Origin of the sequence: Pseudoalteromonas sp. MB47 (genome assembly GCF_011319765.1) — a bacterium.
GTDB classification, from domain to species: domain Bacteria; phylum Pseudomonadota; class Gammaproteobacteria; order Enterobacterales; family Alteromonadaceae; genus Pseudoalteromonas; species Pseudoalteromonas simplex.
The window spans coordinates 107,738-118,848 of the sequence record NZ_VFBD01000006.1; the positions used below are offsets into that span (position 1 = coordinate 107,738).

The window sequence follows — 11,111 nt, forward strand, 5'->3', positions numbered from 1 at the left end:
TTAAAATAACTAAGCCTGCCTATCTCGTTACTTTCGCCAACTTGTTAGTTTGTGACCAATTAGTGCGTAATAAAGAATAAACGCATAGCAAGGGATCAACAGATAGTAAGCTTGTTGTGCATTGCCTGTATATTCTGCAAATACACCGTATACCAAAGGCAATAGAGCGCCACCAGAAATCCCCATAATCAGTAATGCCGCGCCGGTTTGAGTTTTATCGCCGAGATTTGCAAGGGCCATAGGCCAAATGGTCGGCCAAACTAGCGCATTCGATAAGCCAAGTAATGCAACAAATAACACGGTATCTGGAAAACTGTTACCAGCAAGCCAAAAGAGCACTACGTTTGCAATCGCAGTTTGTTGCGGATCAATCAAAATGATGCCAAGTGAAAACACACAACCACTTAACGCGGAAAATATCAGCGCCTGTTGCTGACTAAAAAAACGAGGAATTAACACGATACCTAACACATAACCTAGCACCATAAAGCCCATGGTGTAAGAGGTGAGTTCAGCGAACTGTAATACCCCTTGTTCTTTGCCGTAAAGGCCAATGGTGTCGCCGGCAATGACTTCTGCACCTATGTAAAAGAATAGGGCGATTACACCTAAAACTAAGTGTGGGAATTGCAGTACTGATTTACTCTCGCTGTTGTTGCTAGTTTTTGGTTGCTCAATATCAGGTAATGGAGCCAGCATAATCAACGCAGCTAATATCGCTAACGCAATTGCCATTACAAAGTAAGGCGTTATTAAACGATTAGCCAATTCTTGCAACTGTAATTGCTTTTGAATGCTGTTCAAGTGGGCGAGAGCTTCAGGGCTAAAGCTGGCAATGTCGCTAAATACAATCGCAGAGAAGAGCAATGGAGCAACCACACCTGCGCTCTTATTGAGAATACCCATGATGCTAATGCGTACGGCTGCCGTGTCTTTAGAACCAATTAGCACGATGTAAGGATTCGCAGCGGTTTGTAATAAGGTGAGGCCGCTTCCTAAAGTAAATAAGGCAACCAAAAATAACCAATAAGCCTGAATTTGTGCGGCAGGAATAAACAACAACGCGCCAAATGCCATGGTGCCTAAACCAAATGACATACCATGCTTATAACTAAATAATTTCAATATCTTAGCGCTCGGCAGTGCCATGACGGTATAGGCGATATAAAACACCAATGTCACCATGTAAGCTTCAATATGGTTGAGATCACAGACCATTTGTAGAAATGGAATCAAAGATCCATTGAGCCAAGTTATAAAGCCAAATAAGAAAAACAAACCACCTATGATCAACATAGGTAGTAATTGTGTACGGTTGGTGTGTTCTGTTTGCTCTAATAGTGAGCTTTGTGTTGTCATTTTTGTCACCAATAAGTTAACGGTAGATTAATGATAAAACATTTTTCGTAAGTTTTGAAAGTTTTATTTTATTTCGAAACTAAGCTTGGCTTTGAAACTGTAAATTGTGTAATATTGAACTACGAATTTGAAAGCAGCTATATAAACAACAGGCCAGCTATGCTAACCACAATAGAAAGAAGACAAAAAATCGTTCTGATGACCGAGGAAAATGGCAAAGTAAATGTTAAAGATCTTGCGAAAACTTTTGATATTTCTGAGGTTAGTATTCGCCATGATCTTAACGAACTGGGCAAGCGTGGTCTGGTTGTTCGTTCTCGCGGCGGCGCAATTGCTTGTGATAAATTGGTCAAAGAGTTATCAGTTAAAGATAAGCATAACGAAAATTATGCTGTGAAAGTTCTACTGGCAAAAGCTGTTGCAAATTTAGTTGATGATGGCGATTCACTAATTATTGATTCGGGCACCACAACCGAAGAAGTCGCGAAAGCATTGACCAACAAACAAGACTTAACCGTGATGACAAACGGCCTCAATATTGCACATGTACTGGCTGATATAGACGATGCCAATGTATTTATGCTGGGTGGGCAATTGCGCAAGAAATCAATGTCTTTTTACTCAAATGAAGTTGAACAAGCACTCAGTAAATATAATTTCAAAAAGGTTATTTTAGGAGTGGATGGCATAGATCCTGAAGCGGGGATCACCACCCATTATGAGCCTGAAGCAATGTTAAACCGAACAATGTGCACACGTGCAGATCAAGTGATTGCTGTAACTGATTCAAGTAAATTTGGTAAACGGGCTTTGTATAATGTATTACCACTAAAATCAATCGATGTGCTAGTAACCGATAAAAACATGCCAGCTGAATTTGTTGAGTCATTGGTTGCTTTGGGGATCGACGTAATCACTGTTTAGAGCTAGTAGCATACTGACAAATTACCTAAACCTTAAGGAGGTTATTATGGCAGGAATAAGTGTTTGGCAATTAGCTATTATTGCCGCAATTGTGGTGCTTTTATTTGGCACAAAAAAACTGTCACGGATCGGTGGTGACTTAGGGACATCAATTAAAGGGTTTAAACGTGCAATGCAAGATAAACCCAAAGACGAAGCCTGATAATCTTTGTCTCAAATAATGTTATTACCTTGCTCTGGGTCGCGAGATTGATCTGCTTGTTCGCGGATATCATCGGCATCACTGCTAACATCATCAAGGCTATGGTCGTCGAGTGATTTTGCTGTTTTTAGCTCTGCGCTTACATTATTGTTTGGCTGTTCGGTATCGTTTTCGCTATTTAAAATAATTCGCTCGCGAGCATCATCCGGCATGCTTATTTGCTCTGCTAAATAGGTATTGACCAGCTCTCGCATTAATTGTGAGGCCACTTTGATAGTACTGTGTTCGTTACTATTTACCCAAAAATAAATGGTTAGATTAAGAGTCGCTGAGCCTAATGAATTAATAAGTACTTGGCTTGGCGGATCATTAATAACAGCAGGGTTTTGATTAACCACTTTCATTGCTAATTGTTGGGCATAGCGAATGTCATTATCGTAGCCAATGCCAACATTAAAGTGGCCCCGCATTTTTGGGTTTGCGGTGAGGTTTTTAATAACGTTCTTATATACGGTCGCATTGGGAATTTGAATGTGATTGCCATCAAAATCAACCAAGGTGGTGGCGCGAGCCGTAACCTTTTTAACTACCCCTAAACGCCCATCTACTTCGATAACATCGTCAATACGAAAAGGGCGCTGCACACTAAGCAGCATACTTGAGATAAAGTTTTCGGCGATATCGCGAAAAGCAAAACCTAAAATAAGCCCGACTAAGCCAGTGCCACTCATAATCGCCACGGCAAAACTGGTGAGCCCTGCAAGACGCAAAAATAAGTACACGCCAAACAAGATAATAATAATGCTAAAAAAGCGCCTAGTCACCACATGCAAAAGTTTGCTTTCGCTCACAAAGCCAAGCGGTTTTATTAATAGATAAGATAAAGGGCGGGCCAACAAGTAACAGATAATGATGGCCGCAATACCAAGTGTCAGTGCAGGTAACATTTGCCATGCAGTATGTAAAAACTGCGTAATTTGAAAGTTTAAGTCTTGCCAAGATAAGCTTTCAGAAACTGTTTGAGATGCTATGGAAATTGATGCTTTTAAAACGTTAGCTAGTTGATTTTCAGTAAGTAAATAATAACTCATTGCACCGCTCCATGGATCTTTAAGTTGCTTCAATAAGTTTAGTTCAATGCAATTCAGGCGCCATAATTACTGGCAAGTTGTTTGCAGCATTGTACTTTTCACAGTCATTCTTTGGGTCACTTATGGCGAATGGTAACCGCGGTTTTCAAGCTCGTTCACCGATGGAAATCCCAATTCGAGGTTGGTGGGATATCAGTAAACGGGTTTATCACAACCTATCACAAGACAATTTATCTTTTGTAGCAGCAGGCGTGGCATTTTATGCTCTTTTAGCTATTTTTCCTGCTCTGGCAGCTATTGTATCCGTATATGCCTATTTTGCTTCTCCCACAGATATCCATGATCAGTTAGATAAGGTGATTGCGATATTACCTGCAAGTAGTCGTGACATCATTTTGCTTCAAGTTAGCGATATCACTCAGCAGTCAAATAAGGTATTGAGTGCAAGTGCCATAGGTACCTTGCTATTAACTATTTGGAGTAGCAGTAAAGGCTGCCAAGCACTTATTACCGCCTGTAATATTACTTATCATCAGCGTAATAAGCGTCAGTTCTTTATGGCATTAGTGGTGCGTTTTTTATTTTCTCTGGGTGCTATTGTAGTTGCGCTGGTGGCATTATTGATCATTGGTATCTTACCGATTGTACTCAACTTAGTTGGTTTAACAGAGCTTATCGACTTAATGATTCAGCTCATTACTTGGCCATTGTTAGCCATTATTTTTAATCTCGCTTTAGCGTTTTTATATCGTTATGCGCCTCATCGAACTCCAGCTAAATGGCGCTGGATCACGCCGGGCTCAATGCTTGCTACGTTAATGTGGATCATCGCATCAATTGGTTTTTCATATTATGTATCTCAATTTGCTAGTTATAACGAAACCTATGGATCGCTAGGTGGTGTGGTGATCATGTTGATGTGGCTTTATATCAGCGCATATATCATCATTTTTGGTGCGGCTATCAATGCTAGTACAGAGCAGCAAACTCTAGTTGATAGCACTATTGGGCCAGAAAAAGCTGTAGGGAAACGCGGCGCGATCGTGGCCGATAGATTGACAATTAAACAACGAGAAAATGAGCAATAAGACGCAGTCGAGTTACTCCTAGACTTGAGGTAACCCCTAGGCCCTAATTGACATTTTTAGAATTGACTTCTATTAAATATTTAATCCTAAAGTTCGATTTTGGTTTTTATGACTCGTACTGTGATTTTACGTATCAGTAGGTCAGAAAGTTAAATCTGCGATCTCTAGCTGTAATCATATTTATAGGTCATGAAATGCAAAAAGAGCTCCAACTTAATATTAAGCGTTTATCTTTACTTAATTTGGTTGCTGTAATTCTAGCTGGGTTAACGGCTTTGTCAGTTTATTTAATGTATGGCAGTTTAAAAACCATAGAGGCTGAAACTAAGGTTAGGTATCAGTCTTATATTTTGGCTGAGCAAGTCAGACAAAGTTCAGATCAATTAAGTTTAATGGCAAGGGCTTATACGGTAACAGGTAATGCTAAATTCTTAGGCTTTTTCAACCAAATTCTAGCTATTCGAAATGGTGAAGCTCCACGTCCAGAAGATTATCACCGCGTTTATTGGGATATGTTAATGCCTCATAACGGTAAGGCTCCATTTCCTGACGGTGAAAAAAAATCACTCCAAGTTATGCTAAATTCCATTGGTATAACAGATGAGGAGATGCAACAAATCCGGCTTGCAGAAAAAGCATCAAATGATTTAACAAAAATTGAGTACGCTGCTTTTCAAGCTTTAGCAAATAAACCTGACGAGAATATGGAAAAGGAGCAAATTGACGCGATTCTGAGTTTGTATAGTGATGATTACTTTTTGGCAAAGTCAGAAATAATGAGTCACATTAATAACTTTTTGTTTATGTTAGATTATCGAACCGAGCAAAATCTTCATACTGCGACGCGAGATCACTACTTGATGTCGCTTTTCTCTTTTTGCTGCTTTATTACCATTTTAATTGTGCTGTATTTTATTGGCCGTTTGCGCAAATCACTTAATCATTTATATGTGTCCTCACTTGAAGCTGAAGTGGCAGAAAAAACATCTTCTTTGACTGAGAAAAACGTGCAGCTTAAAGAATCTATGGATTTAATGGCAAAGACTCAAAAATACTTAATGGAAGCAGAAAAAACAGCAGCACTAGGTCGTCTAGTTGTTGGGGTAGCACATGAAGTCAACACGCCTGTAGGTATATGTATAACAGCTGTCAGTTACCTTGAAGATGAAAATAAAAAGATGGGAAAAGTGCTAGCTGATAAACGCGTTAGTAAAGGCTCACTTGAAAAATATGTACATACTTCAGAAGAAATTAGCTTATTACTTCATTCTAATTTAGATCGATTAGTTGAATTGATAACAAGCTTTAAACAAATTGCCGCTGATCAGCATTGTGATGAATTAAGGTTAATTAACTTGAATCCGCATCTGCATGATATTGTGATGTCGTTTAAGTCAGATTCTAAAAATAAAAATGTTGAGGTGATTTTTAACATACCCGATGATTTAAAAATTCAAAGTTACCCAGGAACATTTAATCACGTTATGACAAACTTGTTTTCAAATGTTTTTTTTCATGCGTTTGATGGGCAGATTGAAGGCGCAAAAATAGAAGTTTCAGCAAGTTTTAAACATAATAATGTTTTTATCAGTGTTAAAGACAATGGCTGCGGCATAAGCGAAGATATTCAAGATAAAATATTTGATCCTTTTTTTACTACTAAGCGTGTCCAAAAAAATACTGGTCTAGGGCTTTATGCTGTTATGAATTTAGTTACGCAAAAATTAAAGGGCTCGATTAGTTTCGAATCTGAAGAACAGACAGGCACCACTTTTTATTTAACTTTGCCAAATCTTCAAACTGAGCATGAAATAACGCAGAGCGATGATAAAGAACCTCTTTAGTATTCGCTTTTATAGAACGTTATATGCTTATTTTACTCATGGTTGTTAGTTAAAATAGCGCCTAAAATCACTTCATACAATTTACGGGAGTAAAGTTATGAAAGTGATTCAACAATTAAATAGCCATGCCACACAAGATGGTGATGGCGTAAACATCAGCCGTATTCCAGGTTTTGATGGCAAGTACTTAGACCCTTTCTTAATGATCGATGAGCTTAAATCCGATGATCATAGTGATTTTATGGGCGGCTTTCCTGCGCACCCTCACCGTGGTATCGAAACCTTTACTTATATTATTAAAGGTGGCTTTGAGCACCAAGATCAAATGGGTAACAAAAAAGCAATTCGTGCTGGCGATGTGCAGTGGATGAGTACCGGTTTTGGTGTGATCCACAGTGAAATGCCATTAGCAGATGCTAAAGAAGGTATGCATGGCTTTCAGATTTGGTTAAATATGCCAAGTGCCGAGAAGCTAAGAGCGCCGCGATATCAAGATACCACTGAAGCGCCAGTACCAACGACTCAAAATGAGCAAGGTGTTGAGCTAAAAGCATTAGCTGGAAGCTGGCAATTTGCCGATGAAGAGCAGGTATCTAGTTTACAAGACCTCGCAGCTGACGGCATGCTTGCTGATGTGACTTTACCGGCTGGTACGCAGTTTTATCATGCACCGCTTACACAAACTAAGGTGATGATTTATATCCATACTGGAGAAATTCATACTGAGCAAGGCGGACCAGTTAAAGCAGGTAGCTTATTGATTTTAGAGCCTGGCAGTGACATTGAGTTTAACTCGCAAACGGGTGCAGGGGCGTTAATTCTAGCCGGTGAGCCGCTTAAGCAACCAATCGCTCATATGGGCCCTTTTGTAATGACAACCCAAGCTGAGTTACAACAAGCAGTACGTGACTATCAGCTAGGTAAATTTGGCACACTATAGGAGGTTATTGTGGGATTACTAGTAAATGGCCAATGGCAAGATAAATGGTACGACACCGATAACAATCAAGGTGAGTTCAAACGTGAGGCAGCCCAGTTACGCAACTGGGTTACAGCTGATGGTAGTGTAGGGCAAAGCGGTGATGCGGGCTTTAAAGCTGAGAAAGATCGTTACCATCTATATGTCTCTTTAGCTTGCCCGTGGGCTCATCGCACTTTGATTTTTCGCCATTTAAAAGGCCTTGAAGATTATATCAGTGTGTCGGTTGTCAGTCCTGACATGCTAGAGCATGGCTGGACCTTTGATAAAGACAATCACAGCACCGGTGATGCACTTTTCGATAGCGACTTTATGCATCAAATTTATACGCGTAACAAAGCCGATTATTCAGGTCGTGTTACGGTTCCCGTGCTTTGGGATAAAAAAACGCAGCGTATTGTTAGCAACGAATCTGCTGAAATTATCAGAATGTTTAATAGCGCGTTTAATTCCCTAACAGGTAATGAACGCGACTTTTATCCGCAATCGTTACGTTCTGAAATTGATGAAGTTAATGAGTTTGTTTATCACAACATTAATAATGGGGTGTATCGTGCAGGCTTTGCGACAACGCAAGAAGCTTACACTGAAGCCTTTGATGATCTCTTTGCAGCTCTTGATAAAATTGAGCAACGATTATCAGCTAATCGTTATTTAGTGGGGGACACACTGACTGAGGCCGACTGGCGTTTATTTACCACCTTAATTCGCTTCGACAGTGTTTATGTGGGCCACTTTAAATGTAATTTGCGTACTATTGAGAGCTATCCGGCGATCAGCAACTATTTACGTGAGTTATATCAAATTGAAGGTGTAAGTAAGACCGTTGATTTTTATCATATAAAACGTCATTACTATTTTAGCCACACCATGATCAACCCAACTCAAGTTGTGCCAAAAGGGCCTGATATAGACTACGCTCGGTCTCATAACCGTGGTTAATAAACCTTGATAACTAACAGTTTAATGACTTGATTGAACTGTTAGTTATAACTATCCATGACCTTGCGGATAGTGTCGATGCCAAACATCACCTTTTGAATAAATGACTCAGAACTTTTCACTAAATTAAAATTAGGGTGCTGAGACCAAACTGCTTGCAGTTTGTCATCAAGCAATATGGCTTGCTGATCAGACTCGTTTCTGACTGGGTTATTAGAATGAATACTTTGCCCAGACTTCGCTGCTGTTTCAAAAAAGATCACTGCATCATATTTATCCAGCTCGGTATGTAGGTTGGTATTCAGACACTCAAAAAACTCATCTTGCTCACCGGGCCAGTAGGCAAGTCCATCTAAGCTACCACGATCGCAAAGCATTAAACGATCTGGGTGCATGGTTCGTTGAATATGTTCAAGGTGTTTTTGTAAGCTGAAGATAGCTTGTTGGTGAGCTTTGATCAGGTGAGTTGCATCACCACGTTCTATACCACCGCTGAACAGCATGGTCGCAGATTCTGGTACAACAACAATTTGATTAGAAAATTCACGTCTTAATAGATCGATGGCTGTTGTTTTACCACCGCCAGGGCCACCAGTTAGTACAATCCTTTTCTTCACCTTACATCCTCACAAATTGCTCGTTTGTGTTTAAGGTAATGAAAATAGGTGGCAAAGAGAAGTAAAAAGCAAACATTACATGATAATGATCACAACAAACGCAGTAACCAGCTGAAGCGGCTGACTTGTTTCAATTTACTGTCCTTGTGGTCTGAGTTATTAAGTGCTTCATAACCCATACCCGCAGTGAAGGCACTGGCAACACCCACTTTACTTACCGCAAAGCGTTTTAAACGGTATTTGAACGCTTGATGGTGTTGACGTTTAAGCTCATCTTGTAAATCCATTTGCTGGCTTAGCTTAGTTACTCTGTGTTGCGGTTTATTAATAAAATAATCAATTAACATCATTCATCCTTACTAATATTCAATAATTGACGAATACTTTTTAGCGTATGATCAAAACCTATTTTACTGCTGACATAACCAATGTTCTTCCAAAGCCATGCAAGACAAAGCAATTGTAATGCAATCAGTGAAATAGCGGCTAACCACAATGATTGGCTAAAGCTGAATATCGCGATACCGACAGTAGCAAGTAAACCAGCCCAAAGTAACACTAAACCACCGGCAAAACAGACAAGTAGTATAATAGTTAAGGCGAGTGAACGTGTTGATAAGCGCCACTCCGCAGCTGCAAGCTTTTTGCAAGTCCCAGTTTGTTTGCGATAGTCAATATATAGCTGTTTGCCGTAGTCAGATAGTTTAGCAAGGTGATCTTGCCACTGATCAGCGTTTAATGGCTGATCAGTGGCATCTTGCGTTTTCTCATCTGTAGATTGAGAAGTTTGCATAACAATTACTTACGACGAATAAGTGCAGTTACTAACATGCCTGCAGCAAATGCAATACCTGCTGTTGCAAGTGGGTTTTCTGATGCAAGTTTACGAGTTTTACCACTGTATTCATTAATTTTAGCGCGTGCTATTGCTTGCTTTTCCGAAAGCGTTTGAGCAGAGCTAGATGCACCCTGACGTACACTATGTTCAGCACTAGCAGCGCGTGTTGATAATGCATCTACTGCGTGGTGAGCTGCCTCTGTCGCTTTTTCTGTGAATGGCGCCTCTACTTGAGCCGCGTTCGAGTTTGCACTGTTACTTGTTGCCGTGCTTGAATTCGATTTTGAAGTTGCGGTAGTCATAATCATTCCTTAAAAATTGCCATTTAATTGGTGATTAATTCATCGCAACCTTCATACCAAAATATAAAATCAATAATTTTCAATTGTTTATTCTTTTTATTGCGTTCTTGGTTAGTGGTTTTTCGTAACTCTTGCAGGGTGATTAAGTAAAAATTACAGAATAAGATAATTTTGTAATTGTTCATTGGTTATTCATTAACCATTTTTCCCCATTAGATTGCCAATAAAATTGGAAAAAAAATTTTTTTCTATGTTTTCCACTTTTTCCCACGTAATTCAGAGGCTTTGCTTGAGGCCTTATTTTTTCTGGCTTTAGAAGGCACTGAAGATGATCTAGTTACTTGACAAAATAGCTTGTCAAGCCCTAAACTGGAGCACTGTGGTAAAAAGTGGTTTTTAGTGGATCAAATTGGATCAGAGATAGTCAGTTACAATAAATAACCTAATTTAAGGCATGTTATGTTTCGGGGTGCGAGCTCACTGAGTTTGGATGATAAAGGACGTTTTGCGGTACCAACTAAGTACCGAGATGCGATCTTGTCTGAAGATCAGGGAACGGTTATTTGCACTGTTGCTTTAAACGAGCCCTGCTTGTGGTTATACCCGTTAGCCGAGTGGCTTGAAATAGAAGAGCGACTATTAAAAATTTCAAATATGAATCCACGCGCTCGCCGCATGCAACGAATGTTGCTCGGCAATGCCACAGAATATCAATTAGATAAAAATGGCCGAATTTTGCTGGCACCTTCGTTACGAGCCCATGCAGAACTAGGAAAAAAAATCATGTTGGTTGGCTTGATGAACAAGTTCGAAATTTGGGATGAAGATCGTTGGCATGAACAAATGCGCCAAGATACTGAAATTGAACGCCTAGGCGATTTTGAGGCGAATCCTGAGTTCGATAACTTCTCACTCTAACGGCACA

The 11,111-nt window shown here is 39.8% G+C and carries 13 protein-coding genes; 7 read left to right on the forward strand and 6 right to left on the reverse strand.

Annotation, left to right across the window (positions count from 1 at the left end; translation table 11 throughout):
- Positions 1-27: 27 nt before the first annotated feature.
- Entirely contained in the window at positions 28-1,359 is a 1,332-nt protein-coding gene (locus IMPJCBKJ_RS03130; RefSeq protein WP_206004070.1) for a sugar MFS transporter, read from the reverse strand.
- Between the two features lie 159 nt (positions 1,360-1,518).
- Here IMPJCBKJ_RS03130 and agaR point away from each other — a divergent pair, with 159 nt between their 5' ends.
- Together agaR and tatA are read left to right on the forward strand one after the other, a co-directional pair.
- Positions 1,519-2,283 carry a transcriptional repressor AgaR gene (gene agaR, locus IMPJCBKJ_RS03135; RefSeq protein ID WP_166338756.1) on the forward strand — a complete coding sequence of 255 codons (765 nt, stop codon included), beginning with the start codon at positions 1,519-1,521 and terminating at the stop codon, positions 2,281-2,283.
- Positions 2,284-2,329: 46 nt separating this feature from the next.
- Positions 2,330-2,485, forward strand: coding sequence for a twin-arginine translocase TatA/TatE family subunit (gene tatA, locus IMPJCBKJ_RS03140; protein ID WP_082389242.1), 156 nt, complete (start codon positions 2,330-2,332; stop codon positions 2,483-2,485).
- Positions 2,486-2,496: 11 nt separating this feature from the next.
- Here the strand turns inward: tatA and IMPJCBKJ_RS03145 are convergent, their stop codons facing one another.
- Positions 2,497-3,576, reverse strand: a complete 1,080-nt coding sequence (locus IMPJCBKJ_RS03145; protein ID WP_166338758.1) for a mechanosensitive ion channel domain-containing protein — start codon at positions 3,574-3,576, stop codon at positions 2,497-2,499.
- A gap of 122 nt (positions 3,577-3,698) precedes the next feature.
- On the opposite strand from IMPJCBKJ_RS03145, the gene IMPJCBKJ_RS03150 reads away from it, so the two are divergent.
- The 4 genes from IMPJCBKJ_RS03150 to IMPJCBKJ_RS03165 all read left to right on the forward strand — a co-directional run bounded on the left by IMPJCBKJ_RS03150 (position 3,699) and on the right by IMPJCBKJ_RS03165 (position 8,429).
- Positions 3,699-4,664, forward strand: a complete 966-nt coding sequence (locus tag IMPJCBKJ_RS03150) for a YihY/virulence factor BrkB family protein (RefSeq protein WP_054552747.1) — start codon at positions 3,699-3,701, stop codon at positions 4,662-4,664.
- A gap of 194 nt (positions 4,665-4,858) precedes the next feature.
- The gene (locus tag IMPJCBKJ_RS20815) at positions 4,859-6,508 is read left to right on the forward strand and encodes a HAMP domain-containing sensor histidine kinase (protein WP_166338760.1); all 1,650 of its coding nucleotides are present in this window, start codon (positions 4,859-4,861) and stop codon (positions 6,506-6,508) included.
- A 97-nt stretch (positions 6,509-6,605) separates the two neighbouring features.
- Positions 6,606-7,448, forward strand: coding sequence for a pirin family protein (locus IMPJCBKJ_RS03160; protein ID WP_166338762.1), 843 nt, complete (start codon positions 6,606-6,608; stop codon positions 7,446-7,448).
- Positions 7,449-7,457: 9 nt separating this feature from the next.
- Positions 7,458-8,429 (forward strand): glutathione S-transferase family protein, encoded by a 972-nt coding sequence (locus tag IMPJCBKJ_RS03165; RefSeq protein ID WP_166338764.1) that lies wholly within the window; start codon positions 7,458-7,460, stop codon positions 8,427-8,429.
- Positions 8,430-8,470: 41 nt separating this feature from the next.
- Here IMPJCBKJ_RS03165 and IMPJCBKJ_RS03170 read toward each other — a convergent pair whose 3' ends face one another.
- The 4 genes from IMPJCBKJ_RS03170 to IMPJCBKJ_RS03185 all read right to left on the reverse strand — a co-directional run bounded on the left by IMPJCBKJ_RS03170 (position 8,471) and on the right by IMPJCBKJ_RS03185 (position 10,186).
- Entirely contained in the window at positions 8,471-9,046 is a 576-nt protein-coding gene (locus IMPJCBKJ_RS03170) for an AAA family ATPase (RefSeq protein ID WP_166338766.1), read from the reverse strand.
- 89 nt (positions 9,047-9,135) lie between these two features.
- Positions 9,136-9,393: a hypothetical protein gene (locus IMPJCBKJ_RS03175; RefSeq protein ID WP_054552742.1), complete on the reverse strand. Its 258-nt coding sequence runs from the start codon at positions 9,391-9,393 to the stop codon at positions 9,136-9,138.
- Positions 9,393-9,839: a hypothetical protein gene (locus tag IMPJCBKJ_RS03180; protein ID WP_054552741.1), complete on the reverse strand. Its 447-nt coding sequence runs from the start codon at positions 9,837-9,839 to the stop codon at positions 9,393-9,395. The genes IMPJCBKJ_RS03175 and IMPJCBKJ_RS03180 overlap by 1 nt, the downstream gene beginning before the upstream one ends.
- Before the next feature lie 5 nt (positions 9,840-9,844).
- Positions 9,845-10,186, reverse strand: coding sequence for a hypothetical protein (locus IMPJCBKJ_RS03185; protein ID WP_054552740.1), 342 nt, complete (start codon positions 10,184-10,186; stop codon positions 9,845-9,847).
- 459 nt (positions 10,187-10,645) lie between these two features.
- On the opposite strand from IMPJCBKJ_RS03185, the gene mraZ reads away from it, so the two are divergent.
- Entirely contained in the window at positions 10,646-11,104 is a 459-nt protein-coding gene (gene mraZ / locus IMPJCBKJ_RS03190; RefSeq protein WP_054552739.1) for a division/cell wall cluster transcriptional repressor MraZ, read from the forward strand.
- Positions 11,105-11,111 lie beyond the last annotated feature (7 nt).

Excerpts from the sequence above, each read along its gene's own strand:
- IMPJCBKJ_RS03130 (WP_206004070.1), bottom strand. The coding sequence starts at position 1,359 with ATGACAACACAAAGCTCACTATTAGAGCAAACAGAACACACCAACCGT.
- IMPJCBKJ_RS03175 (WP_054552742.1), bottom strand. The coding sequence starts at position 9,393 with ATGTTAATTGATTATTTTATTAATAAACCGCAACACAGAGTAACTAAG.
- IMPJCBKJ_RS03150 (WP_054552747.1), top strand. The coding sequence starts at position 3,699 with ATGGCGAATGGTAACCGCGGTTTTCAAGCTCGTTCACCGATGGAAATC.
- IMPJCBKJ_RS03185 (WP_054552740.1), bottom strand. The coding sequence starts at position 10,186 with ATGACTACCGCAACTTCAAAATCGAATTCAAGCACGGCAACAAGTAAC.
- mraZ (WP_054552739.1), top strand. The coding sequence starts at position 10,646 with ATGTTTCGGGGTGCGAGCTCACTGAGTTTGGATGATAAAGGACGTTTT.
- IMPJCBKJ_RS20815 (WP_166338760.1), top strand. The coding sequence starts at position 4,859 with ATGCAAAAAGAGCTCCAACTTAATATTAAGCGTTTATCTTTACTTAAT.
- IMPJCBKJ_RS03145 (WP_166338758.1), bottom strand. The coding sequence starts at position 3,576 with ATGAGTTATTATTTACTTACTGAAAATCAACTAGCTAACGTTTTAAAA.
- agaR (WP_166338756.1), top strand. The coding sequence starts at position 1,519 with ATGCTAACCACAATAGAAAGAAGACAAAAAATCGTTCTGATGACCGAG.
- IMPJCBKJ_RS03160 (WP_166338762.1), top strand. The coding sequence starts at position 6,606 with ATGAAAGTGATTCAACAATTAAATAGCCATGCCACACAAGATGGTGAT.
- tatA (WP_082389242.1), top strand. The coding sequence starts at position 2,330 with ATGGCAGGAATAAGTGTTTGGCAATTAGCTATTATTGCCGCAATTGTG.
- IMPJCBKJ_RS03180 (WP_054552741.1), bottom strand. The coding sequence starts at position 9,839 with ATGCAAACTTCTCAATCTACAGATGAGAAAACGCAAGATGCCACTGAT.